This window comes from Bradyrhizobium sp. 25ACV, from assembly GCF_054863005.1.
In genome coordinates, this window is record NZ_JAVAYO010000006.1 from 415,047 (window position 1) to 437,858 (window position 22,812).

General features: G+C 64.8%; 25 protein-coding genes. 14 read left to right on the forward strand and 11 right to left on the reverse strand.

Features of this window, described 5'->3' with window-relative positions:
* Positions 1–200: 200 nt before the first annotated feature.
* A complete protein-coding gene (locus RAD04_RS17235) occupies positions 201–512 on the forward strand; it encodes a DUF3572 domain-containing protein (protein WP_461624697.1) in 312 nt (103 codons plus the stop codon).
* Positions 509–1,798, forward strand: coding sequence for a DNA polymerase IV (locus RAD04_RS17240; protein WP_461624698.1), 1,290 nt, complete (start codon positions 509–511; stop codon positions 1,796–1,798). The genes RAD04_RS17235 and RAD04_RS17240 overlap by 4 nt, the downstream gene beginning before the upstream one ends.
* A gap of 16 nt (positions 1,799–1,814) precedes the next feature.
* Here the strand turns inward: RAD04_RS17240 and RAD04_RS17245 are convergent, their stop codons facing one another.
* Complete coding sequence (locus RAD04_RS17245) at positions 1,815–1,970, reverse strand: hypothetical protein (RefSeq protein WP_201760246.1); 156 nt, start codon at positions 1,968–1,970, stop codon at positions 1,815–1,817.
* Positions 1,971–2,115: 145 nt separating this feature from the next.
* Between RAD04_RS17245 and RAD04_RS17250 the strand changes: the two genes are divergently transcribed.
* On the forward strand, positions 2,116–2,517 hold the full coding sequence (locus RAD04_RS17250) for an ACT domain-containing protein (RefSeq protein WP_461624699.1): 402 nt from the start codon (positions 2,116–2,118) through the stop codon (positions 2,515–2,517).
* 38 nt (positions 2,518–2,555) lie between these two features.
* Here RAD04_RS17250 and RAD04_RS17255 read toward each other — a convergent pair whose 3' ends face one another.
* Positions 2,556–2,957: a RidA family protein gene (locus RAD04_RS17255; RefSeq protein WP_028143958.1), complete on the reverse strand. Its 402-nt coding sequence runs from the start codon at positions 2,955–2,957 to the stop codon at positions 2,556–2,558.
* Between the two features lie 259 nt (positions 2,958–3,216).
* Entirely contained in the window at positions 3,217–4,062 is an 846-nt protein-coding gene (locus RAD04_RS17260) for a cell envelope integrity EipB family protein (protein WP_461624700.1), read from the reverse strand.
* A gap of 246 nt (positions 4,063–4,308) precedes the next feature.
* On the opposite strand from RAD04_RS17260, the gene RAD04_RS17265 reads away from it, so the two are divergent.
* The 4 genes from RAD04_RS17265 to RAD04_RS17280 all read left to right on the forward strand — a co-directional run bounded on the left by RAD04_RS17265 (position 4,309) and on the right by RAD04_RS17280 (position 7,440).
* The gene (locus tag RAD04_RS17265; RefSeq protein WP_014494672.1) at positions 4,309–4,776 is read left to right on the forward strand and encodes a RidA family protein; all 468 of its coding nucleotides are present in this window, start codon (positions 4,309–4,311) and stop codon (positions 4,774–4,776) included.
* A gap of 5 nt (positions 4,777–4,781) precedes the next feature.
* A complete protein-coding gene (locus tag RAD04_RS17270; RefSeq protein ID WP_461624701.1) occupies positions 4,782–5,528 on the forward strand; it encodes a glycerophosphodiester phosphodiesterase in 747 nt (248 codons plus the stop codon).
* Positions 5,529–5,725: 197 nt separating this feature from the next.
* Positions 5,726–6,964 carry a GNAT family N-acetyltransferase gene (locus RAD04_RS17275; protein ID WP_461624702.1) on the forward strand — a complete coding sequence of 413 codons (1,239 nt, stop codon included), beginning with the start codon at positions 5,726–5,728 and terminating at the stop codon, positions 6,962–6,964.
* Between the two features lie 50 nt (positions 6,965–7,014).
* Positions 7,015–7,440 (forward strand): HIT domain-containing protein, encoded by a 426-nt coding sequence (locus RAD04_RS17280; protein ID WP_461624703.1) that lies wholly within the window; start codon positions 7,015–7,017, stop codon positions 7,438–7,440.
* A gap of 110 nt (positions 7,441–7,550) precedes the next feature.
* Here the strand turns inward: RAD04_RS17280 and tsaA are convergent, their stop codons facing one another.
* The 4 genes from tsaA to RAD04_RS17300 form a co-directional block, all read right to left on the reverse strand.
* Positions 7,551–8,042: a tRNA (N6-threonylcarbamoyladenosine(37)-N6)-methyltransferase TrmO gene (gene tsaA / locus RAD04_RS17285; RefSeq protein ID WP_461624704.1), complete on the reverse strand. Its 492-nt coding sequence runs from the start codon at positions 8,040–8,042 to the stop codon at positions 7,551–7,553.
* Positions 8,043–8,072: 30 nt separating this feature from the next.
* Positions 8,073–8,423 carry an AzlD domain-containing protein gene (locus RAD04_RS17290; RefSeq protein ID WP_461624705.1) on the reverse strand — a complete coding sequence of 117 codons (351 nt, stop codon included), beginning with the start codon at positions 8,421–8,423 and terminating at the stop codon, positions 8,073–8,075.
* Positions 8,420–9,160 carry an AzlC family ABC transporter permease gene (locus RAD04_RS17295; protein WP_461620569.1) on the reverse strand — a complete coding sequence of 247 codons (741 nt, stop codon included), beginning with the start codon at positions 9,158–9,160 and terminating at the stop codon, positions 8,420–8,422. Before RAD04_RS17295 ends, RAD04_RS17290 begins: the two co-directional genes overlap by 4 nt.
* Before the next feature lie 157 nt (positions 9,161–9,317).
* Positions 9,318–10,283 carry a lytic transglycosylase domain-containing protein gene (locus tag RAD04_RS17300; protein WP_461624706.1) on the reverse strand — a complete coding sequence of 322 codons (966 nt, stop codon included), beginning with the start codon at positions 10,281–10,283 and terminating at the stop codon, positions 9,318–9,320.
* Positions 10,284–10,359: 76 nt separating this feature from the next.
* Between RAD04_RS17300 and RAD04_RS17305 the strand changes: the two genes are divergently transcribed.
* Positions 10,360–10,998: an HAD family hydrolase gene (locus RAD04_RS17305; RefSeq protein WP_461624707.1), complete on the forward strand. Its 639-nt coding sequence runs from the start codon at positions 10,360–10,362 to the stop codon at positions 10,996–10,998.
* Here the strand turns inward: RAD04_RS17305 and RAD04_RS17310 are convergent.
* On the reverse strand, positions 10,995–12,035 hold the full coding sequence (locus RAD04_RS17310) for a phenylacetaldoxime dehydratase family protein (RefSeq protein ID WP_461624708.1): 1,041 nt from the start codon (positions 12,033–12,035) through the stop codon (positions 10,995–10,997). The genes RAD04_RS17305 and RAD04_RS17310 overlap by 4 nt on opposite strands.
* Before the next feature lie 28 nt (positions 12,036–12,063).
* Positions 12,064–13,080 carry a carbon-nitrogen hydrolase family protein gene (locus RAD04_RS17315; RefSeq protein ID WP_461624709.1) on the reverse strand — a complete coding sequence of 339 codons (1,017 nt, stop codon included), beginning with the start codon at positions 13,078–13,080 and terminating at the stop codon, positions 12,064–12,066.
* Positions 13,081–13,276: 196 nt separating this feature from the next.
* Here RAD04_RS17315 and RAD04_RS17320 point away from each other — a divergent pair, with 196 nt between their 5' ends.
* From RAD04_RS17320 to RAD04_RS17340, 5 genes are all read left to right on the forward strand, one after another.
* The gene (locus RAD04_RS17320) at positions 13,277–14,233 is read left to right on the forward strand and encodes an AraC-like ligand-binding domain-containing protein (protein WP_461624710.1); all 957 of its coding nucleotides are present in this window, start codon (positions 13,277–13,279) and stop codon (positions 14,231–14,233) included.
* A gap of 92 nt (positions 14,234–14,325) precedes the next feature.
* Positions 14,326–14,562, forward strand: a complete 237-nt coding sequence (locus RAD04_RS17325) for a hypothetical protein (RefSeq protein ID WP_461624711.1) — start codon at positions 14,326–14,328, stop codon at positions 14,560–14,562.
* A gap of 113 nt (positions 14,563–14,675) precedes the next feature.
* The gene (locus RAD04_RS17330; RefSeq protein WP_461624712.1) at positions 14,676–15,701 is read left to right on the forward strand and encodes an aldo/keto reductase; all 1,026 of its coding nucleotides are present in this window, start codon (positions 14,676–14,678) and stop codon (positions 15,699–15,701) included.
* Positions 15,702–15,838: 137 nt separating this feature from the next.
* A complete protein-coding gene (locus RAD04_RS17335; RefSeq protein WP_461624713.1) occupies positions 15,839–17,260 on the forward strand; it encodes an MFS transporter in 1,422 nt (473 codons plus the stop codon).
* A gap of 130 nt (positions 17,261–17,390) precedes the next feature.
* Positions 17,391–17,840, forward strand: coding sequence for a PEGA domain-containing protein (locus RAD04_RS17340; protein ID WP_461624714.1), 450 nt, complete (start codon positions 17,391–17,393; stop codon positions 17,838–17,840).
* 71 nt (positions 17,841–17,911) lie between these two features.
* On the opposite strand, the gene clpA is transcribed toward RAD04_RS17340, so the two are convergent.
* Both clpA and clpS read right to left on the reverse strand, forming a co-directional pair.
* On the reverse strand, positions 17,912–20,320 hold the full coding sequence (clpA, locus tag RAD04_RS17345) for an ATP-dependent Clp protease ATP-binding subunit ClpA (protein ID WP_461624715.1): 2,409 nt from the start codon (positions 20,318–20,320) through the stop codon (positions 17,912–17,914).
* A 281-nt stretch (positions 20,321–20,601) separates the two neighbouring features.
* Complete coding sequence (gene clpS, locus RAD04_RS17350) at positions 20,602–20,934, reverse strand: ATP-dependent Clp protease adapter ClpS (protein ID WP_026202494.1); 333 nt, start codon at positions 20,932–20,934, stop codon at positions 20,602–20,604.
* A gap of 481 nt (positions 20,935–21,415) precedes the next feature.
* On the opposite strand from clpS, the gene RAD04_RS17355 reads away from it, so the two are divergent.
* Positions 21,416–22,777 (forward strand): TadE/TadG family type IV pilus assembly protein, encoded by a 1,362-nt coding sequence (locus RAD04_RS17355; RefSeq protein ID WP_461624716.1) that lies wholly within the window; start codon positions 21,416–21,418, stop codon positions 22,775–22,777.
* Positions 22,778–22,812: the final 35 nt, after the last annotated feature.

The window sequence follows — 22,812 nt, forward strand, 5'->3', positions numbered from 1 at the left end:
CTCAGGCGCCGCTCGCCGGCGCTTCGAAAACTGGATTCAAACTAGCCTCAGATTCGCTTGAGTTTCGTTAAACCCGAGGGTCGACTTTCTACGATGTGGTTTCCAGTTGCTTGCCTGGGGTCGGAAGACTCAGGGCCGAGACTCGGGCATGATGATTCCAAATTAGAGACCGAAAGTTAACGGAAAGGCAAACCGTCCCCTTGAAAAAGCCTGTTCACAACCCCCGCGAAGTCGCTGAAATCGTTGCGATTCAGGCGCTGTCATTTGTTGCGGGCGACCCTGAAAGGCTGGGCCTGTTTCTGGCCGAGACAGGGGTCGGTCCGGAGACCCTGCGCAATGCCGCCGCGGACCCCAATTTCCTGCTCAGCGTGCTCGATTTCGTGCTGCGCGATGACGCCACTGTGAAGGCCTTTGCCTCGACCGCGGAACTGCATGCGACCAACGTCGCAGCGGCGCGGCAGGTCCTCGGCGACGCGCTCGGCGACCCCTCCTGGGAGCGCGACGTGCCGTGACCGTTCCCGACCCGGCCGGGCCTCGTTGCTTCTGCCGGGATTGTTCGGCCGATCTGGACATGGGCGTGCGGCGCTGTTCCGCCTGCGGTTCCCCTCGCCTCGTCCGCCACCGCGCGCTCTCGGGCCTGACCATCGCCCATATCGACTGCGACGCCTTCTATGCGACGGTCGAGAAGCGCGACAATCCTGACATTGCCGACAAGCCGGTCATCATTGGCGGAGGAAAACGCGGCGTGGTGTCGGCCGCCTGCTACATCGCCCGCACCTACGGCGTGCGCTCGGCCATGCCGATGTTCAAGGCGCTCGAGGCCTGCCCGCACGCGACCGTGATCCCGCCGGACATGGCCAAATATGTCCGCGTCGGCCGCGAGGTGCGCCAGGCCATGCAGGCGCTGACGCCGCTGGTCGAACCGCTCTCGATCGACGAGGCCTTCCTCGATCTCTCCGGCACCGAGCGGGTGCACGGCATGATCCCGGCAAAGGTGCTGGCGCGCTTTGCCCGCGACGTCGAGCGCGACATCGGCATCTCCGTCTCGGTCGGCCTGTCCTGCAACAAGTTTTTGGCCAAGATCGCCTCCGACCTCGACAAGCCGCGGGGCTTCGCCGCGCTCGACCAAGAGGAAGCGCGCGTGATGCTGGCCGAGAAACCCGTCGGCTTCATCTTTGGCGTCGGACCTGCGACCCAGGAGCGCCTCGTGCAGCGCGGTTTCCGCATCATCGCCGATCTGCAGAAGGCCGACGAGATCGAGATGATGCGGCAGTTTCCGAGCGATGGCCGCCGGTTGTGGCGGCTCGCGCGCGGCATCGACGACCGTCGCGTCGAGCCCGACCGGGGCGCCAAGACGATATCGAGCGAAACCACCTTCGAGACCGACATCCGCGATTTCGCGACGCTGGAGAAGATTTTGTGGCGGCTGTGCGAGAAAACGTCCTCGCGCCTGAAGAGCAGCGAACTTGGCGGCTCGACCGTCACGCTGAAGCTGAAAACCGCAGATTTCCGCCAACGCACCCGCTCGCAGTCGATCGCGGCCCCGACGCAGCTCGCCGCAAAGATATTTGCGATCTGCCGCGAGATGCTGGCCAAGGAGATCGACGGCACCGCCTTCCGCCTGATGGGCGCCGGCGTCAGTGCGCTGCGCGAGGGCTCGCCCGCCGACGACACCGACATGCTCGACCGCCGCGCCGCCCACGCCGAGCGCGCGGTGGACAGCCTGCGCAAGAAATTCGGCAGCGCCGCCGTCATTCGCGGCATTGCATATGACGGGCCGGAAAAGGCCCAGGAGTGATCGAGTCCTGCTCAACTCAGTCGCGTTCGAAGATCCGTGCACCCGGATAGACGCGGCGGGCATACTGAACGACAAGCTGCCGATCCTGAGTCTCCAGGAACGGGGTTCGGATCTGACAAGACCCGATGATGAGGTGCCACAAGCCGTTGAGCTTTCGAATGACGACGTTCATTTGAGCTTCCTCGCAGTGACCCGAGTGGACTCAAATTGTAAGAATCTCCCGCCGTCGCTCAATTGTACCAGCGTAAGGTCGGCGTATGAGAAGGATTAGAGGAGATATACAAAGGTATGTTGGCCAAGGCTTCAGGGGTTGGCCCGTGACAGGGGAACGCGATCTCGACGCGCTGCTGAGCAACATGAAGCCGGAGATGCTGAACGGCACCTTCGTGTTCTGCGCGATACCGCAGAACGAGCCCGTGCTCGCAGGGCTCAATCCGCTGCTGACATTTCGCGAGCAGGAAGGCACGACGCTAGTGATCTCTCGCGAAGAGGCTGAAGCGGCGGGGCTGCGCTACGCATTCCCCTCGCGCCTGATCACCCTGACGATTCACTCGGCACTCGACGCGGTGGGCTTCCTGGCCGCGATCACGGCGCGTCTCGCTGAAGCCGGCATCAGCGTGAACGCGGTGTCGGCCTTCCACCACGACCATCTCTTCGTGCCCGACGACAGGGCCGAGGAAGCGATGGCTGTTCTGCAAACTATGTCCACAGCAAAGTAGGATGGGTTTCGCTGCAGCGAAACCCATCCTACGCAACCTCAATCCGCGACGGCGATCGCCTCGATCTCGATCAGCCATTCCGGCGCGGCGAGCGCGGAGACGCCGACCAGGGTCGAGGCCGGCGGCTCCATGCCTTCGAAGAAGGCCGAGCGGGCCTTGCCGATGATGGGGCGCAGCTCCGGCTTGTAGTTCACGACGAAGGTCGTGATCTTCACGATGTTGGAATAGCTCGCGCCGGCTGCCTTCAGCGCGTGTCCGAGATTCTGCATCACCTGCGTGGTCTGCGCGGCGATATCGCCCTCGCCGACGATCCGCCCCTCCTCGTCGGTCGAGACCTGTCCCGAAATGTAGATGGTGCGCGCGCCGGTGGCGGTGACGACGTGGGAATAAGCGGGATTGTGATGCAGGCCGCTGGGGCGGAGATGATCGAGCTTGGGCATGGGCTGGCTCCCTGAGGTTTTTGGTTAGGAGGGAGCGTAGCGGGAGATCATGACAAGAGCTAGATGCGACGCGCAACACTCGTGCACCGTCATCCTGAGGTGCGCGCCATGCGACGCGAAGCGGCGTATGGGAAGCCTCGAAGGATGCACGGCCCCGCTGATAACGGCCGGGCCGTCGCCCTTCGAGGGCCGCTGAAGAAGCGGCCACCTCAGGGTGACGGTGATGGTGTGCGCGGTACGCAGCTGTAGCAACAATCCCTCAATTACAGGGCTTGCTGTCCTTGACGTCGAACTTGCCCATCGCGCCGGAAATGACAAAGTCGTTGTAATCGAGCATGAGCTGGCGCGAGACGCCGTTTTCGTAGAGCTCAAACGCCATCGCATAGACCGGCGTCTGCTCGCCCTCTTTCTGCTGGGCCTCGCGGTCGAAATAGCTGACCGTGACGGGCCAGCGCTTGAGCGATTTCATGTGCTCGTCGGAAGTCGACGGATCCGGCGCGGCGGCGCGGTCGGCGGGGATCGGCTGGCCGATTACGGTCAGCGTGTTGTAGACCTTCTGGCCGTCGTCGGAGCCGTCATAGACGGAGAGCTCGAGCAGCGGCTTGCCGTCCTTGGCGGCGGCGATGATGCGTTGGATCTGCTCGGTCGGGAATACGATCTTGCCGTCGAGCGTGAAATTCTTCGGCGCCGGCAGCTTCAGCTTGACGTTGATGTGGTCGCCGTCGCGCTCGGCCGAGCCGTCAACGCGGCCGGCATCGGCCTCGTTCATGCGGGTTTCGATCTTGAAGCGGTAGCTTTTGCCCGCGGCGTCCTCCCAGGAATTGGAGCGGAGGTCGCTGAGCGTGACCTTGCCCTCGCCGCTGTCGAGCTCGGAGACCTGGCGGAATTCGGACGTGTAGCCCTCGCACGAGCTTCCGGTGAAGTTGTAGAGGATGCGCCCGCGCGCGCTGTTGACCGAATTGGAGCGCGATTTCACCAGGCTGAGATCGTAAAGCGCCTGGTGCGCGAGGAACGGACCGTTGGCGGCCTGCGCACCGTCGGCAAGGCCTAAACCGGCCGCCGCGAGCGCCATTACACCGAGCGAAGTCCGGAAAAGGTGCACCATGTCTGTTCCTTGGGGACGCGTCCTTGGGATGCGCAGATTCGACATTTTAATGACCGTTCCATTGCGTCGCAACTGAGGCCGTTTCACGTAAAGTTGCGGCCCTGCCGTTGAACCTGTGGCCTCGGCTCGGCAAAAGGCGCCTCCTGCGGGTTGCTTGCATGTGGCGGCACGATGGGCGAAACAGGGCGCGGCCGGCCTCCCACGGATGCGCCGGGCGAATGGAATTTCTGGACAACGAGGTCGAACATGGCGGGCACGGTCGAGCAAAAGCTGGCAGAACAGGGCATCAAGCTGCACGAGGCCCCCACCCCCGTGGCAAATTACGTCCCGTTCGTGCGCACTGGTAATTTGCTGTTCGTTTCAGGCCAGGTCTGCTTCGACCCCGCCGGCAAGCTGATCGCCAAGGGCAAGCTGGGCGCCGGCGTCTCGATCGAGGACGGCGCGGCGGCGGCCCGCGGCTGCGCGGTCAATTTGCTGGCCCAGGTCAAGGCGGCGCTCGGCGACCTCGACAAGGTCGTGCGCGTGGTGCGCCTCGGCGGCTTCATCAACTCGGCCCCCGATTTCCTGGATGGGCCGAAGGTGCTCAACGGCGCCTCCGACCTGATGGTCGCCGCCTTCGGTGACAAGGGCCGCCATGCCCGCACCACCGTCGGCGTCGCCTCGTTGCCGGCAGACGCGGCGGTCGAGGTCGAAGGCGTGTTCGAGGTCGCCTGACGCGAATGCGCGCTCCTGATTGGCTGACAGCCCGGCCGGTCGCCCATCGCGGCCTGCACGACATTTCCCGCGGCATTGTCGAGAATATGCCGGGCGCGGTGCAGGCTGCGATCGCAGGCAATTTCGCGATCGAGGTGGACATCCAGCTCTCGGCCGACGGCGAGGCCATGGTGCATCACGACCATGCGCTGGGCCGCCTCACCGAGGCCACCGGCGAGGTCGTGTCGAAGACCGCCGCAGACCTGAAGGCCGTCAAATTCAAGGACACCGACGAGCGGATGATGTCGCTGTCCGACCTCTGCGCCTTGGTCGCCGGCCGTGTGCCGCTGGTGATCGAGGTGAAGAGCCATTTTGGCGGCGACCGCAAGCTGGTGAAGCGGATGGCCGAGGTGCTGGCGTCCTATGACGGCCCCGCCGTCGGCATGTCGTTCGATCCCGACCAGGTGCTGGCGCTGCGCGAGCTGCTGCCCTCCCGCCCGCGCGGCATCGTCGCGCAGCGGACCTATGAGGACGACTACTGGGCCAAGCTCAAGCAGGAGCAGCGCGATAGCATGCTCTACCTGCGCCATGGCTTTCAGACCCAGCCCCATTTCGTCGCCTTCAGGGTCGACGACCTCCCGGCCCCCGCCCCCTGGATCGCCCGCAACCTCTTCGGCTGCGCCCTACTCGGCTGGACCGTCCGCACCCCGGAGCAGCGGACGCGGGTCGGACAAAATGCCGACCAGATGATCTTTGAGGGGTTCGTGCCGTAGGCCTCGCCCGTGTCCCGGACGCGCTGCAACGCGCAAGCGTTGCTGCGCTGAACCGGGACCCAGGGCGGCACGCGACGCAGCGAGTTGGGTCGGGGCTCGGCAGCGCGTCGCTGAAGGGCGCTGCGCTGCGTCCGGGGCACGAGAGCTGTGTTCCCGCCCCTTGAAGTCACTGCTGCAATGCACGATCTTGGGCAACGATGGCATCATCCGAAATCACGCTCGAGGCCGTACCTTCGATTGGCGAGGTATCCCCGGAGGACTGGGACGCCTGTGCCAATCCCGGCAAATGCAGCGGGCTTGGCACGGGAACTTCATCCGGACTTCCAGGCGATTCCCTCGGCCTCTCAAAACCTGCCTATAACCCGTTCGTCTCACACGCCTTTCTCTCGGCCGTTGAGAAATCGGGTTCGGCGACAATCCGCACCGGCTGGGGACCGCGGCATCTCGTGGCCAAGGTCGACGGCCGCGTCGCCGGTGTCGTGCCCTGCTATCTGAAATCGCATTCGCAAGGCGAGTACGTCTTTGATCGCGGTTGGGCGGACGCCTATGAGCGCGCCGGCGGGCGCTACTATCCGAAGCTCCAGGTCTCGGTTCCCTTCACCCCTGCCACAGGCCCGCGGCTGCTGGTTCGCGACGGCGTCGATCACGAGCGCATCATGGACGCACTGGCGAGCGGGCTGGTGGCGCTGTGCGGCGTCAGCAAGGCCTCCTCCGTCCACGTCACCTTCGCACGAGAGGCCGAGTGGAAGCTGCTCGCCGAGCACGGCTTCCTGCAGCGTACCGACCAGCAGTTCCACTGGCACAATGAGGGCTTTGCGAGCTTCGACGAATTCCTGGCGACGCTGAACTCGCGCCACCGCAAATCGATCAAGCGCGAGCGGCGCGATGCGCTGCCCGCCGGCATCACCATCCACTGGCTGACGGGAAAAGACATCACCGAGGACGCCTGGGACGCCTTCTTCGCATTCTACATGGAGACCGGCTCACGCAAATGGGGCCGTCCCTATCTGACGCGCGAGTTCTTCTCGCTGATCGGGGAGACCATGAGCGAGGACGTGCTGCTGGTGATGGTCCGCCGCAACAATCGCTGGATCGCGGGCGCGATCAACTTCATCGGCTCGGACACGCTGTTCGGCCGCAACTGGGGCGCGGTCGAACATCATCCGTTCCTGCATTTCGAAGTCTGCTATTATCAGGCAATCGATTTCGCGATCAAACGCGGCCTCACCCATGTCGAGGCCGGCGCGCAAGGCGAGCACAAGATCGCGCGCGGCTACCTGCCGCGCACCACCCATTCCGCGCACTTCATCGCCGATCCCGGCCTGCGCCGCGCCATCGATGATTACCTCAAGCGCGAGCGCGCCTATGTCGCCGAGGCCGGACGGGAGCTTGCCGAGCTCGGCCCGTTCCGGAAAGGCGCCGACGAGGCGCCTTGACGGTTTGCCGCGGCTGGTGACAGTAAGCGCAAAATCTCTAGGGAGCCGTCATGACCGCCTACGACACCAACAACATCTTCGCAAAGATCCTGCGCGGCGAGCTGCCCTGCTCCAAGGTCTACGAGGACGAGCACGTCTTTGCGTTCCTCGACATCATGCCGCGCGTTCCCGGCCACACGCTGGTGATCCCGAAGGCCCCTGCCCGCAACATCCTCGACATCAAGCCTGACGATTACGCCCATGTCGCCCGCGGCGCCCACAAGATCGCGGCGGCTGCAATGAAGGCGTTCAAGGCCGACGGCATCACCATCCAGCAATTCAACGAGCCCGCCGGCGGACAGGTGGTGTTTCACCTGCATATGCACGTGATGCCGCGCCATGACGGCGTGGCGATGCTCCCGCCCGCCAGCCGCAAGGAAGACGCAAAGGTATTGGAAGAGCACGCGGCGAGACTGATCGCGACGTTGAAGGGTTGATGTCATTCCGGGGCGCGCCCCTTGGCGCGAGCCCGGAATCCATTTCATCACCGACTCTGACCCCTGATGGATTCCGGGCTCACGCCTTCGGCGCGCCCCGGAATGACAGATCACTCCGTCTCGAAATCCCCCGGCTGCGGCGCCGCCAATGGCGTGAACTCGCAGCGGTCGGGCTTGATGTCGATCAGCGGGGTGTTGTCGAGGCAGTCGAGGCCGCGCACCAGGATCGCGTTGCCCTCGATGCCGACCAGCTTCACGATCGATGTTCCGATCGGATTGGGCCGCACCGGCGAGCGCAGCGAGAAGGTGCCGCGGGTCTTCTCGTTGTTCTTCGGGCTCTGCAGGATGATGTCGCGGCGCGACTTGTCGAGCCAATAGAGCACTTCGAGATTGCTGTAGAAATCGACGCCCTTGATGGCCGGCACGAACGGCTCGAAGATCTCGAGCCGGCAGATCGGGCCGTCCTGACGCCCCTGCCGCGGCGTCTCCATCCGCGAAGTCCAGGGCGTGCGAATGCGGCCAATGAAGACCAGGCCGGCATCCTGCGCGGGCGGCAAATCGATGGCGACCTCGCCCTCGCGGAGCTCGTTTTTACGAACCATATTTCCAATTCCTCGCTGTTGGGCAGCGTTTTAGCCCAACCACCACTTGCCGGCCAGCATGAAGACTTCGCCGGTCACCACGCCCGCAAAGATCGAGCGGCGGGTCAGCAGGAACACGACGAGGCCGGCGGCCACCGCGCCATAGCGCAGCGCGTCAGGCACGCTGGCGAGCGCCCCCGGCGGCTCGACCACGATCTGGGCGATGACGCCGGCGAGGATGGCGGTGGCGACCGCCCTCACCCAGACCAGCAGCTCGGAGCCTTCGTCGATTCCGCCGCCGAACCACAGTCCCAGCATGCGCCATATCTGGTTGGGAATGACGCCGGCGACGAACAGCACCACCAGCGCGTGCCAGTCGCCGATCGCTTGCGCAAAGCTCATGCGCGCACCTCGCGCCACCAATGCACGCCATAGGCGATCGTGCCGGCCACCACCCCGCTGACCAGGATATCGACGCCGGAGTTCATCTTCGCGGCCAGCGGATACAGCAAGATGCCCAGCACCAGCGCGACGACATCGGCCACTTCGCGGCTGTTGCGCGCAGTCGAGAACAGGAAGGACAGCGGCGTCAGCAGCAGGATCGCCGCGCCAAGAGTCTGCGTTAGATTAGCGGCGAGGAAATAGCCGACGGTGTTGGCGACCAGGCACACCGAGACGAGGCCACAGCCGAGCCCGTGAACGAAGGCGATGCGCCGCTCACGCGGCACCTGCGGCAGGAAGCGGTGGCATTCGACCCACAGCGTCACCGCGGTGAGATGCGCGGCAAAGACCAGCTCGCGCCGTTTCGTCGTCGGCGTGCGCATCAGCGGCAGCACCGAGACAACCATCGGGAACAGCCTGATGGCGCTGACGGTGACTGCAATCGCAGACTGAATAACGGTGGCGCCGGAGCCCAGCGTGGTGATCAGGATGATCTGTGCCGGCCCCGCCCAGACGAACAGCGTCGAGGCGAGCGCCCAGACCAGGCTGAAATGGGTGTCATGGGCCAGCGCGCCGATGCCGAGATAGGTCACGAACAGCACGATGGTGAGGATCGTCTGCGTGATCGAGCGCAGCCCCCAGCCGAAGGCACGCCAGGGACTATTCCATTGCGGTGAATCGAGCGGAGGAAGCGCCACGGAGTTTTTTGGCCGGGTTGCGGAATCGTGCCCGCATAACGGGTGAGACGGCGGCTCGCGTCAAGGAAACACGCGGCGGGGCTGGCATGCGCGACACACCCACCGTTGTCATTCCGGGCTCGCGCCCAAAAGCCGCGCCCCGGAATGACGAGAGGCGCTATCCGCTCACACCTCTGTTCTTCAGCACGAAGCACGCCCCGCCGGCCTTTCTGATCCGGTTACAGAGATCATCCGCCTCGCTGCGCGTGTCGGCGCCGATGCGTACCTGGTAGAAGGCGCGCGTGCCGCGGCTGCGCATCACCGAACTCAGCAGGCTCGGATCACGCTCGCCGATCGCGGCACCGAGCCGCGTGACGGCGCGGGAGTACATCGCCAGTGCCCTGTTGCGATCGAAGCCGGCGGCGAGCTGCACGCCCCAGGCCTTTGCGGCCGCAAGCTCGACATGCTGCTCGAGCTCGGCGACGAAAGCGTTCGGCGCGCGCTTGAGCAGCGCCATCAAATCGCGGCAGCTCGTCGGTGGCGCGCTCGGCGGGCCCTTGCCGGTCGCTCCTGCCTTGGCCCAGGCATCGACGCTCGTGCCGGTGATGGCCAAGACATAGTTGCGGGTCTGCTCCGGCATGCCGCCGGTGCCGGCGAGCCATTCTTGCACCCGCCGCGGACCCGCGTTGTAGGCAGCGGCCGCGAGGCCGAGATTGCCGAACTGGTTGCGTAGCTCGTTCAAGAGCTCTGCCGACTTCGGCAATGCCTGCACCGGATTGAAGGGATTGAGCAGCCCGCGCTCGCTCGCGGTGCCCGGCATGAACTGCGCGATCCCCTGTGCGTGCTCGCCGCTGCGTGTCGTCGGGCCTACCGCGTCGGCCTGGAAGCGGCTTTCCTGCCAGATCACCCGGGCGAAGAATTCCAGCGGGAGATTGGCGTCGCGCGCGGCGGCCTCGATGATCAGGCAGATCGACTCCCGCGTGTCGCTGTCGCGCGCCGACTCGGGCGATGGCGACGGTTTTGCGGGGGCTTCGGGGCCGAGCTGCGTGGGAGGAACCGGTGCGTCCTCGGCCGGCGCCGGCGTGCAGACGAACGCTGCCACGAGCAACTGCCAGATCAGCTTCTGGACCCCACCAAGCTGCATTTCGCTCCAAGCCCTTGAACTCTGGCCCCAAGGCAACTAGCAACGGCCCGAACAATCAACGCTGAGCCCGGCCAAAATGCGGACAATCTATTTTGATCTCGACGGCACACTCACCGATCCAAAGCCCGGGATCACCGGTTCGATCCAGTATGCCCTGAAAAAACTCGACCAGCCGGTCCCGAGCCAGGACGAGCTGACCTGGTGCATTGGGCCGCCGCTGCATGCCAGCCTGAAGAGGCTCGTCGGAACCGACGAACTTGCTGACCGGGCGCTGCTACTCTACCGCGAGCGGTTTTCCGAGGTCGGCCTGTTCGAGAATGCGCTCTACCAGGGCATCCACGACACGCTCGCCGCGGTGGCCGCGACGACGCCGCGCATGTTCGTGGCGACCAGCAAGCCCGCGGTCTACGCCACCCGGATCGTCGATCATTTCGGCCTGAAACCCTACTTCGAGCGCGTGTTCGGCTCCGAGCTCGACGGCACCCGCGTCGACACGCGCGACCTGCTGCGCTACGCGCTCGACGAGACCAAGGTCGACGCGAGCAGCGCCATCATGATCGGCGACCGCAGCCACGACGTGATCGGCGCCCGCACCAACGGCATGACCGCGATCGGCGTGCTCTATGGCTATGGCAGCGAGACCGAGCTCAGGGACGCCGGCGCGCATCACATCTGCGCCGCGCATTCCGAGCTGATCGGCCACTGCGTGGCCTAGGCGCTAACCATCTCGACCGCCGGAAGCATTCCCGTCTTGGGATGGCAGTTCAGATATTCGAAGAACTGCTCGTCTGCGGCCGCCACCGTAACCTCGTGATAGAGCCGCAGCTTGGCGGACGGCCCGAGCGTCGACAGATACTTCATCGCGGCACCAAAGATCCGGACATGGGTCGGATGCGACTCCGCCCAGCGTTCGAGCGCCGCCAGGCTCTTCCACCAGCTCTGGCCGTAGGACTTTTCGCTCACGCTGCCATCGGCCTGGAGCACCTGCATGTAACGGTTGGCATAGCAGCCAATAGCAAGACCCTCGTCGCGCAGGAAATCCATGCCTTCGCGCAGCACTGGCTCGACGTCATCGAGATAGAGCTTTCGCTCGGATGCCTCGGTATCGCTCCAATCCTGCCCGGAACGGATCAGGCAGAGATTATCGTGCGCCCTCACGCGCAGCCGCGCGCCGTCGCGGACCAGTTCCGGCGCGCCGCCGGGTGTCATCGCGTCGGTTTGCGACAGCGGGATACGGTCGCGCATGCCGCCGCAATAAGCGTGCTCCTGCACCTCGCCGCTCATGCCGCCGGCAATGGCCGCGACACCCTCGGTCCGGTCGGGCGAGGAGAACAGCGTCTCGTGCCGCGCCACAATGGGACGCAGCACCTCGATGAAGGTGCCGACGCCCTCGCGCTGCCTCCCGGTCCATGCCGCGCGTGCCGGTTCGAGCCAGGCATCGAAGCGCGCAATGTCGTCCCAATAGGCGACCGAGACGATGGTCTCATGGCCGACCTGGTCGACATAGCGCGCGCGATCCCAATGCAAAGGCCCGCTTTCGGCCGAAAAGCGCTCCGCGATCTCAAGGAGCGCCTCCGTTGCGGCAGCCGGCGCCGTGCCACGATACTGCACACCGAAATAGGCCATCACGACGCGGCTCACGGTCGGCTTGTAGCGCGCAACGAACGACGGGTAAGGCGGCTGGTAATCATCAGGCACGCGCTTGTGGCGCGTGCGCTGAGTCTCGAGATGCTGAGGAATTGCAGATTCCATGATCGTACCCTCCTCTCGATCTCGATGATCAGCTCGCCGCCGCGGCAATGTCGGTGGGCTCGACGGTGTCCACCGGCAACGCAAATTGCTCGACGCGTTGGTACCGCTTCTTGTTCAGGAGCAGCCGCGTCACGTCGGGCCGCGAATAATGCCCGGCCGGATCTGCCGCGTTCTTGGCAACACCGATGGCGCCGAGGTCGATCTCAGCGATCAATAACCCCTCCTGATCCGGCGCGAGCTTCTCGCCGATCTGGCTGCCGTCGGGACCGTAGATCGCGGCAAAGCCGCCGCCGGCATGCAGCAGCGCATGCTTGTCCGGCCGGTCGCAGAGCTCATCGATCATCACCTGCGAAACCGTCGCGCAAGGCGCGAGCACGAAGCAGGAGCCCTCCACCGCATAGACGCGCGAAGCGGCGTTGTTGACCTCGGCGCCAAGCGCGGGCGCGAAGGGATCGTAGAGCGAGAAGCTCGGCCAGGCCGCGACATGCACCTGCTCGTTCTGGGCGTACATCGCGTATTTCGATAGCGGCTGAAGATGCTCCCAGCAGCACAGCGCGCCGAGACGGCCGATGTCGGCCCTCGCATGCACGGCGAGATCGCTGCCGTCGCCCTCGCCGTAGACGGTACGCTCGGCATGGGTCGGCCGCAGCTTGCGGCGCTTGGCGATGGTCTCGCCATCGGGCCCGATCAGCCATTGCGCCAGATAGAGGCTGCCGCCGTCGCGTTCGGACAGGCCGATCACGGCGGTGAGCCTGGCCTTGCGTACGGCATCGCGCAAGCGCTCGGCCTGCGGACTGTCATAGGACAGCGAGTTGTCGAAATAGCGCTGCACGAAGCCGCGGCCGATTGCCCAGGCCGGCGAGTCCATCCAGATGTGCCAGGGGTAACCGGGGATGAAGGCCTCCGGAAAGGCGATCAGCCTGGCGCCCTTCTCCGCGGCCTCCCGGATCAGCGCGATCGACTTGTCGATGGAGGCGTCGAGATCGAGCCAGGCCGGCGCCGCCTGCACCACCGCCACCTTGTATTTCGGATGTTCGATGCCCATTGCCGCCTCCATTGCCGGTTGATCGGAAGCCATCTCCGATGCAGTCTATTGGGCCAAAGCGGGCAACCGGCCGCTCGACCGCGGCGGAACAAAAACTCGACCGGCCGGGATTTCGGACCGGTACGGGATTTGCCTCGGATCGGGCTGGATCTGCGCCAACATGCGATTTCGCTGGATGTGAAAGGGAGGCCTGCCGATGCCAATCCAGTTCACGACGGACGGCAGCCCGGGCTACCGGCGGCTCGCCCTCTGGCAGGACATCGTCTGCGACGTCTTCGTCGGGCTCGACTGCAAGTCCGATCTCGGCAGCGCCTTTCGCGGCTCGGTGACGCAAATCCCGCTCGGCAAGGCCGTCTGCTCCGAGGTTTGCTCCGATCGCCAGCATGTGTTCCGCACGCCGTCCCGCATCGCGCGCTCGGATCAGGATTTCGTCCTGGTGGCGCTCGGCCATCGCGGCGACGGCGGCGTGGTGCAGGACGGCCGCGAGACCGTGGTTCATCCCGGCGAGTTCGCGCTCTACGACACCACGCGCCCCTATGAGCTGAAGTTCAACGACGCTTTCACGCAGACCATCTTCAAGGTGCCGCGCGAGATGTTGCAGCGCCGGCTCGGCGGCACGGAGACGCTGACCGCGATGTCGTTCGGCCCTGAGGCACCGCTCGAGCGGCTCGCCTATGATTTCATCTTCCGGCTTTGCCAGAGTGCCGACCGGCTCGCCCCTGGCAACGCCGCCGTTCTGTCCGAACAGGCCGTCGACCTGCTCGCGATGGCGCTGAGCGAGCGGCTCGGCAAGACGTCGCTGCCATCCTCGACCCACCGCTCCGCGCTGATCTACCGGCTCAAGGCCCATGTGCGCGCGCACCTCGCCGACCCCGACCTTTCATTGCCGGAGGCCGCGGCTGCGCTCGGCATTTCGCCGCGCTACGTGAACGACCTTCTCGCCGACGAGGAGACCTCGTTCCAACGTTACGTCCTCGCCGAACGCCTTGCGCAGTGCCGTCGCGACCTCGCCTCGCCCATGCTCGTCCATCGCCACATCAGCGAGATCGCCTTCGCCTGGGGTTTTAACGACCTCTCGCATTTCGGCCGCGTCTTCCGCGAGCACTTCGGGATGTCGCCGCGCGATTTCAGGCAGAGCCAGCTGCGGCACTGAGCAGCCATCTTCACAAGCCTTCGTCCTGGCCGAAGGCAACGCTCGCCAATTCCAGATTGTCTTGCGTTGCGGCGTGGATCAGGCTGCCACGCATGAGGACTCAGACCACGATCAGCGGAACGGAGCTGTTACTGAGCGTCATCGCGATCCGTCTCGCGGTGCTGGTCGTGGTGGGATGGGGTTTGACTCTCCTGCCGCAGCAGACGCGCAATCGAGAGCTCGGCTGCGCTCTCCCATCCCAGGCAAGGGACGAGGCGAAACTTTCGGCGAAGATTGTCGGCCCGCACATCGTTGATGCCGCGTTCGACGACATGCTTCGGCACGATTAGGGCGTCCGAGCAAGGCCGGTATGTGAGCGCGTGATAGGACACGGCGTCCGCTTGCGCTAACCTCAGCGCCACGGCGACAACGATCAATCAGCGGCCTGCCGAGGAGCATATCGATGGAATACCGACGCTTGGGCCGGTCAGGCCTCATGGTGCCCGCTTTGAGCCTTGGCACCGGCACCTTCGGCGGCGTCGGCCGCCTTGCCGCGTGGGGCACGACCGACGCGACCGAGGCGCGGCGCCTGCTGGACATCTGCCTCGAGGCCGGCGTGTCGATGTTCGACACTGCGGACGTCTATTCGCTCGGCGAGTCCGAACGCGTTCTCGGCGAGGCCATCAAGGGCCGCCGCGACAAGGTGCTGGTCTCGACCAAGGCCACGTTTCGCTTCGGCGACGGCCCCAACGACATCGGCTCGTCACGGCAGCATCTGCTCGCAGCCATCGACGGTTCGCTGAGCCGGCTCGGCACCGACTACATCGATCTGTTCCAGCTCCACGGCTTCGACGCCTTCACTCCGCCCGAGGAGGTGCTCGCGACCCTCGATACGCTCGTGCGCGCCGGCAAGATCCGCTATGTCGGCGTTTCGAATTTTTCCGGCTGGCATCTGATGAAGTCGCTCGCCGTCGCCGACAAGCACGGTTTTCCGCGCTACGTGGCCAACCAGACCTATTATTCGCTGATCGGGCGCGATTACGAATGGGAGTTGATGCCGCTCGGCCTCGACCAGGGGCTAGGTGCCGTGGTCTGGTCGCCGCTCGGATGGGGACGCCTCACCGGCAAGATCCGCCGAGGGCAGCCGAAGCCCGAGGTGAGCCGCCTGCCCAAGACCGCCGATTTCGGCCCGCCGGTGCCGGACGAGCACGTCTATCGTGTCGTCGATGCCATCGACGAGGTCGCGAAGGAAACCGGAAAGAGCGTGTCGCAGATCGCGCTGAACTGGCTGCTGCAGCGCCCGACCGTATCGACGCTGATCATCGGCGCGCGCAACGAGACGCAGCTGCGCGAAAACCTCGGCGCCGTCGGCTGGTCGCTGACCACGGACCAGATCGCCAAGCTCGACGCCGCGAGCAAGGTGACGCTGCCCTATCCCTACTGGCATCAGCGCACGACCTTTACCGACCGCAATCCGCCGGCGGTCTAGCGCAAGAACCTTTGTGTTTGCCGAGCCGCCACGAGTGCTTCCGTTGGGGGAACTGCGGAAAGCCTGACGGGTTGCCGTCAATCCGGCAATTTCCTATTCGGAGATGAAACACGGCTCGAATCAAGCGCGCCTCCATCATGTCGTCCGCCCCCATCGAGCATGCCGACGGCCTGCCGCAGCCGCAGCGCAACCAGGCGGTGCTGACCATTGCGCTGGGCATCATCATGGCGGTGGTCGACAGCGCCATCGCCAATGTCGCCCTGCCGACGATCGCGGCCGACCTCGACGCAAGTCCAGCCTTCTCGATCTGGATCGTCAACGGCTACCAGCTCGCGATCACGATCTCGCTGCTGCCGCTGGCTTCGCTCGGCGAGATCGTCGGCTATCGCCGCGTCTATCTGGTCGGGCTGGTGCTGTTCACGCTGGCATCCGCCTTCTGCGCGCTGGCAAACACGCTGCCGCTGCTCACCATCGCGCGCATCATCCAGGGCTTTGGCGCGGCCGGCATCATGAGCGTCAACGCAGCGCTGGTGCGCTTCACTTACCCGCGCAGCCAGCTCGGCCGCGGCATCGGGCTCAACGCGCTCGTCGTCGCCTTCTCGGCCGCCATCGGCCCGACCCTCGCCGCAGGCATCCTGGCGGTCGGAAGCTGGCCGTGGCTGTTCGCCATCAACGTGCCGCTCGGGGCGGTGACGCTGCTGCTGGGCCTGCGCAGCCTGCCGCACACAAAGCCCGCCAGCCATTCGTTCGACTGGCAGAGCGCGGGGCTTTCAGCGATCACCTTCGGCGTCGGGATCGCAGCCGTCGACAGCGTCGGTCATGGCGAGGCCGCCATCACCTGCCTCGTGCAGTTCGCCATCGCTCTCGTCGCAGGCGCGCTGCTGATCTGGCGCGAAACCCACATGACCTCGCCGCTGCTGCCGGTCGACCTGCTGCGCATCCCCGTCTTCGCGCTGTCGATTGCGACTTCGATCGCCTCGTTCTGCGGACAGATGCTGGCCTTCGTCGCGATCCCTTTCTACCTCCAGAGCCGCTTCGGCTATTCGGCGGTCCATATGGGCCTCCTGATCACGCCATGGCCGATCGCGGTGGCGTTCGCGGCGCCCCTCGCCGGCCGCCTGGTCGAGCGTTATCCGGCCGGCCTGCTCGGCGGCATCGGCCTCACACTGTTCGCCTGCGGCCTTGCCGCGCTCGCCTTCCTGCCGGGAGCGCCTACGGCGCTCGACGTGATCTGGCGCATGGCGCTGGCCGGCGCCGGCTTCGGTCTGTTCCAGACCCCCAACAACCGCACCATGATCGCAGCCGCCCCGCGCGAGCGCGCCGGCGGCGCCAGCGGCATGTTGGGCACGGCGCGCCTGCTCGGCCAGACCACCGGCGCTGCGCTGGTGGCGCTGTTGCTCGGACGGTATCCCGTTGAGGGGACCAGGCTGGCACTGCTCGTGGGCGTCGGGTTTGCACTCTGCGGCGCGGTGCTGAGCATGTTGCGGCTGTCCCCGGCCGGCGCGCGCGGCGCCGAACACGTCCGCGTCCAGGACGATCAGCGCCTGCGGGGCGACTGACAGAGCCCCACGTCCAGGTACCGGGCATTCCCGTGCACAACCCCTGCGTGGCTTAACTATCCGGACCAATGACCTATTGCCCTCGCGCTCCGGTTGCGCTTGATTGGCGTGGGGAATTAAGGGGCATTTCATGCGATTATTGGGAATTGTGGCGCTCAGCGTCATGCTGGGCGGTTGCGCGTCTGTGACACGCGGCACGACCGAAAATATCAGCATCTCATCGACACCGTCAGGCGTGGAAGCCATGGTCTCCGGGCTCGAAGTGCCCACCACCTGCACCACACCCTGCGCCATCGTCGCCAAGCGTAACGCCGACATCACGATCACCTTCGAGAAGGAAGGCTATCAATCCCAGACGGTGCAGCTCACCAAGGAGGTTTCAGGCACCGGGGCCACCGGCTTCGCCGGCAACCTCTTGCTCGGCGGCGTCGTCGGGATGGGAGTCGACGCCGCAACGGGGGCGGCCACCGATCACAAGCCCAATCCGGTCATCGTCACGATGCAGCCGTCGGTTCGCGCACGGCCGGCCGCGCCGAAGAAGCCGCGTCCGCCAGCGGCCGCGCCCGAAGCCGGGACGTAAGAGGTCACGCACAACCTCACAAACAAAAAGGCCGGCTTTTCAGCCGGCCTTTTCGATTCATGGCGTGCCGATCAAGCCTTGACCAGCGGGCCCTTGGACGTCGGCCCCTTCGAGCCGCCGGGGCCGCCCGGCTTGGACTTGCCCGGCGGGCGCTTGCGGGTGCCCGGGAGCTTCTCCTGCTTCGGCGTGACCGGCCCCTCGACGAATTCGAAGCCGATCTTGTCCTTGGTCTCGTCAGCCTCGTCCTTGACCAGGATGACGCGGACGTGGCCGCCGCCCTTCAGCTTGCCGAACAGCACCTCGTCGGCCAACGGCTTCTTGATGTGCTCCTGGATGACGCGGGCCATGGGACGTGCGCCCATCTGCTCGTCGTAACCGTGCTTGACCAGCCAGGCCTTGGCCGGCTCGGACAGCTCGATGGTGACGTCGCGGTCGCCGAGCTGGGCTTCGAGCTGAAGCACGAACTTCTCGACCACGGTGCCGATCACCTCGACACTGAGATGGCCGAACGAGACGACGGCATCGAGACGGTTGCGGAATTCCGGCGCGAACTGCCGGTTGATCGCCTCGTGGTCGTCGCCTTCCCGCTTGGAGCGCGTGAAGCCGAACGCCTGCTTGGCGAGATCGGACGCACCCGCGTTCGTGGTCATGATCAGGATGACGTTGCGGAAATTGACCTGCTTGCCGTTGTGGTCGGTGAGCCGGCCGTGATCCATGATCTGCAGCAGCACGTTGTAGAGATCGGGATGCGCCTTCTCGATTTCGTCGAGCAGCACCACGCAATGTGGATGCTGGTCGACGCCGTCGGTGAGCAGGCCGCCCTGGTCGAAGCCGACATAGCCGGGAGGCGCGCCGATCAGGCGAGATACGGTGTGCCGCTCCATGTACTCGGACATGTCGAAGCGTAACAGCTCGACGCCGAGGCTTGCCGCGAGCTGCTTTGCAACCTCGGTCTTGCCGACGCCGGTCGGACCCGAGAACAGGTAGCAGCCGATCGGCTTCTCCGGCTCGCGCAAGCCGGCGCGCGCCAGCTTGATCGATGCCGCAAGCGACTCGATCGCCTTGTCCTGACCGAACACGGTGCGCTTCAGCGTCTGCTCGAGATGCTTCAGCACCTCGGCATCGTCCTTCGACACGCTCTTCGGCGGGATCCGCGCCATCGAGGCGATCGTGGTCTCGATCTCCTTGATGCCGATGGTCTTCTTGCGCTTGTTCTCGGCGACCAGCATCTGCGCCGCGCCCGACTCGTCGATCACGTCGATCGCCTTGTCCGGCAGCTTGCGGTCGTGGATGTAGCGCGAGGAGAGCTGCACCGCGGCCTCGATCGCCTCGTTGGTGTACTTCAGCCGGTGATAGTCCTCGAAGTACGGCTTCAGTCCCTTGAGGATCGCAATGGCGTCCTCGACCGTCGGTTCGTTGATGTCGATCTTCTGGAAGCGCCGCACCAGCGCGCGGTCCTTCTCGAAGTGCTGGCGGTATTCCTTGTAGGTGGTCGAGCCCATGCAGCGGATGGTGCCCGAGGCCAGCGCGGGCTTGAGCAGGTTCGAGGCATCCATCGCCCCGCCCGACGTCGCGCCCGCACCGATCACGGTGTGGATCTCGTCGATGAACAGGATGGCGTTGGGATGCGCCTCGAGCTCCTTCAGCACTTGCTTCAGGCGCTCTTCGAAGTCGCCGCGATAGCGCGTGCCCGCGAGCAGTGTGCCCATGTCGAGCGAGAACACCGTGGCAGCCGCCAGAACTTCCGGCACCTCGCTGTCGACGATGCGCTTGGCGAGGCCCTCCGCGATCGCGGTCTTGCCGACACCGGCTTCGCCGACGAACAGCGGGTTGTTCTTCTGCCGGCGGCACAGCACCTGGATCGCACGGTTGATTTCGGAATTGCGTCCGATCACCGGATCGATCTTGCCGTCGCGCGCCTTCTTATTGAGGTTGACGCAATAGGTCTCGAGCGCCTCGCCCTTCTTCTTGGCGTCCTCGGCGCCCTTGGTCTCGGTCTCCTCGTCGACGCCGCGTACTGGCCGCGCCTCGGAGACGCCAGGCCGCTTGGCAATGCCGTGGCTGATGTAGTTGACCGCGTCATAGCGCGTCATGTCCTGCTCCTGCAGGAAATACGCGGCGTGGCTCTCGCGCTCGGCGAAGATCGCGATCAGCACGTTGGCACCGGTCACCTCTTCACGACCGGAGGATTGCACGTGAATCACGGCGCGCTGGATCACGCGCTGGAAGCCGGCGGTCGGCTTGGCGTCGTCGGCGCCATCGGTGACCAGATTCTCGAACTCGGTCTCAAGATAATTAACCAGGCTCGTGCGGAGCTTGTCGAGATCGACACTACAGGCGCGCATGACGGCGGCTGCATCGGAGTCGTCGATCAGGGAGAGCAACAGATGCTCGAGCGTCGCGTATTGGTGATGACGCTCGTTTGCGATCGCCAGTGCACGATGCAGGGATTGTTCAAGGCTTTGGGAAAAAGTCGGCATTCGCGTCCTCTATGGCCCCCACCATCATGGTCGTGATCGCCCGGTCAGGCAACAACAACCTTTGTCACATATAGTTATACAAGACCGCGGCGAAAGACCGGTTCCGCGACTCTGGCAGCGACACACCCGCGGTATTTTCGATGCAAAACCCGTTCCGATTTGGGCAGACTACCCATTTGGGCAGGGTTGACGCCGGCGCCGAAGTTCACCGGATCATGCAGCAGGATGCGCTGCCATCACACACCGCACGAGCAGAACCACTCTAAAGACGGGACCGGCGACTACTTCTTTTCCATCACGCATTGCAGCGGATGCTGGTGCTTGCGGGCGAAATCCATCACCTGCGTCACCTTGGTCTCGGCGATCTCGTAAGTGAACACGCCGCACTCCCCGATGCCATGATGATGGACATGCAGCATGATCTTGGTCGCGGCCTCGATGTCCTTGTTGAAGAACTTCTCCAGCACGTGGACGACAAATTCCATCGGCGTGTAGTCGTCGTTCAGGATCAGCACGCGGTAGAGGTTCGGCCGTTTGGTCTTGGGCTTGACCTTGGTGATGACCGAAGTGTTCGGACCCGAAGGGTTGCCCGAACGGTTCTCGTCATTGCTCATGCGAGGAGCGTAGGCAGCGGCTGGCGCGGACAGGTCGAGTCTGGAAGTCAATTGCGGCATGGCTCAGGCGTTCAAATTCCCCATGGAAGCGAATGGCGGTCGCCGCGCGACCCCGCCCTTCGGAGCCTGGCGCAGGCGCGCCGCCTTGTTGGATCGCCGCTCCCGACAATCCGGTCCAAGCCGGATCGTTCGCCAGCAATATGGGCCTGCCCCCGGCCCGCCGCAAGCGGGCAAAGGTCCGGCCGATGCGGCCACGGCAGTCCCGATTCCCGGTCCGGGCGATCAGGAGCAAGGTTAAACAATCCGGACCGATTTGACAAAAATTTCGCCCCCGCGCGTTTAGAACATGTTGACCAGGAACCCGGCTGTTAACCCGGCTGCGACCGTTTCACGCGGTGGCTCCGGTTTTCCACGGTCCAATTTACCTGCCGTTCAATGGCGTGGCGCGAAATCGGGCAAAACACCGATTTCGGGGATCGTCATGTCTCGCCTGCCGCTCGTCAGCCGCCTTGGTCGGCAATTCGCCCGCTTTGCAGTGGCCGAGCAAGGCAATATCGCCGTGATCTTCGCCATCGCGCTGGTCCCGGTGCTGAGCTTCGTCGGTGCCGCGATCGATTATAGCCGCGCCGCCCAGGCCCGCGCCTCCATGCAGTCGGCTCTCGACTCCACCGCGCTGATGCTCTCCAGGGACCTGTCATCCGGCACGATCACGACGTCGCAGATCAGCAGCAAGGCCCAAACCTATTTCAATGCCCTGTTCACCGAGACCACGACCCTGCCATCGGTCACCGTTGGGGCCACCTATAACGCGAGCACCAGCCTTGGCTCGACAATCCAGCTCACCGGAACCGGCACCTACACGACCAGCTTCATGAAGATCGCCGGCTTCCCGACACTCGGCATCGACACCACCTCCACCAGCGCCTGGGGCTTGACGCGCATGCGCGTGGCCCTGGTGCTCGACGTCACGGGATCGATGGCCGACGACGGTAAGATGCCGGCCATGCAGACGGCCGCGACGAACCTGGTCGACCAGCTCAGCACGCTCGCCAAGACCAACGGCGACGTCTACATCTCGGTCGTTCCGTTTTCCAAGGACGTCAACGTCGGCAGCACCAACTATGACAAGTCCTGGATCGACTGGAGCGACTGGGAAGCGGTGAACGGCAGCTGCAGCGACAATTGGTACAAGCAACAGTCAAGCTGCGTCAGCGCGGGCAAGACGTGGACGCCGAAGAACCAGAACAAATGGACGGGATGCGTCACCGACCGCGATCAGGACTACGACACCAAGAATACGACTCCGGTGAGCAGCAACCCGTCGACGCTGTTCCCGGCGGAGCAGTATTCGTACTGCAATTCCAGCAATTCGGCCTACATCCAACCGATCATGCCGCTGAGCTATGACTGGTCCGCGCTCAAGACGCTGATCGGCAATCTAGTCCCGACCGGCAACACCAACCAGGGCATCGGCCTCGCCTGGGGCTGGATGACGCTCTCGACCGGCGATCCCATGGACGCGCCGGCGAAGGACACCAACTACACCTACAAGGACGCAATCGTCCTGCTCTCCGACGGCATGAACACGCAGAACCGCTGGTACAGCGACTCCTCGCAGATCGACGCGCGGGAGAAGAAGCTGTGCGACAATGCCAAGGCCCAGCCCAACAACATCACGATCTACACCGTGCAGGTGAACACCGGCAGCGATCCGACCTCGAGCGTGCTGCAGTATTGCGCCAGCAGCTCCGACAAGTTCTATCTCGTCACGTCGGCCAGCCAGACCGTTTCGGTGTTCAAGGACATCGGCACCTCGCTGTCGAAGCTGCGCGTGGCGCGCTGACGGATCGACCGCGTGCAAACAAAAAGCCCGGCTGG

Bases quoted from the DNA above. Each gene is read 5' to 3' on its own strand.
- RAD04_RS17245 (WP_201760246.1), bottom strand. From the start codon at position 1,970: ATGAACGTCGTCATTCGAAAGCTCAACGGCTTGTGGCACCTCATCATC.
- RAD04_RS17255 (WP_028143958.1), bottom strand. From the start codon at position 2,957: ATGCCCAAGCTCGATCATCTCCGCCCCAGCGGCCTGCATCACAATCCC.
- RAD04_RS17260 (WP_461624700.1), bottom strand. From the start codon at position 4,062: ATGGTGCACCTTTTCCGGACTTCGCTCGGTGTAATGGCGCTCGCGGCG.
- RAD04_RS17265 (WP_014494672.1), top strand. From the start codon at position 4,309: ATGGCGGGCACGGTCGAGCAAAAGCTGGCAGAACAGGGCATCAAGCTG.
- RAD04_RS17270 (WP_461624701.1), top strand. From the start codon at position 4,782: ATGCGCGCTCCTGATTGGCTGACAGCCCGGCCGGTCGCCCATCGCGGC.
- RAD04_RS17275 (WP_461624702.1), top strand. From the start codon at position 5,726: ATGGCATCATCCGAAATCACGCTCGAGGCCGTACCTTCGATTGGCGAG.
- RAD04_RS17280 (WP_461624703.1), top strand. From the start codon at position 7,015: ATGACCGCCTACGACACCAACAACATCTTCGCAAAGATCCTGCGCGGC.
- tsaA (WP_461624704.1), bottom strand. From the start codon at position 8,042: ATGGTTCGTAAAAACGAGCTCCGCGAGGGCGAGGTCGCCATCGATTTG.
- RAD04_RS17290 (WP_461624705.1), bottom strand. From the start codon at position 8,423: ATGAGCTTTGCGCAAGCGATCGGCGACTGGCACGCGCTGGTGGTGCTG.
- RAD04_RS17300 (WP_461624706.1), bottom strand. From the start codon at position 10,283: ATGCAGCTTGGTGGGGTCCAGAAGCTGATCTGGCAGTTGCTCGTGGCA.
- RAD04_RS17305 (WP_461624707.1), top strand. From the start codon at position 10,360: ATGCGGACAATCTATTTTGATCTCGACGGCACACTCACCGATCCAAAG.
- RAD04_RS17310 (WP_461624708.1), bottom strand. From the start codon at position 12,035: ATGGAATCTGCAATTCCTCAGCATCTCGAGACTCAGCGCACGCGCCAC.
- RAD04_RS17315 (WP_461624709.1), bottom strand. From the start codon at position 13,080: ATGGGCATCGAACATCCGAAATACAAGGTGGCGGTGGTGCAGGCGGCG.
- RAD04_RS17320 (WP_461624710.1), top strand. From the start codon at position 13,277: ATGCCAATCCAGTTCACGACGGACGGCAGCCCGGGCTACCGGCGGCTC.
- RAD04_RS17325 (WP_461624711.1), top strand. From the start codon at position 14,326: ATGAGGACTCAGACCACGATCAGCGGAACGGAGCTGTTACTGAGCGTC.
- RAD04_RS17330 (WP_461624712.1), top strand. From the start codon at position 14,676: ATGGAATACCGACGCTTGGGCCGGTCAGGCCTCATGGTGCCCGCTTTG.
- RAD04_RS17335 (WP_461624713.1), top strand. From the start codon at position 15,839: ATGTCGTCCGCCCCCATCGAGCATGCCGACGGCCTGCCGCAGCCGCAG.
- RAD04_RS17340 (WP_461624714.1), top strand. From the start codon at position 17,391: ATGCGATTATTGGGAATTGTGGCGCTCAGCGTCATGCTGGGCGGTTGC.
- clpA (WP_461624715.1), bottom strand. From the start codon at position 20,320: ATGCCGACTTTTTCCCAAAGCCTTGAACAATCCCTGCATCGTGCACTG.
- clpS (WP_026202494.1), bottom strand. From the start codon at position 20,934: ATGAGCAATGACGAGAACCGTTCGGGCAACCCTTCGGGTCCGAACACT.
- RAD04_RS17355 (WP_461624716.1), top strand. From the start codon at position 21,416: ATGTCTCGCCTGCCGCTCGTCAGCCGCCTTGGTCGGCAATTCGCCCGC.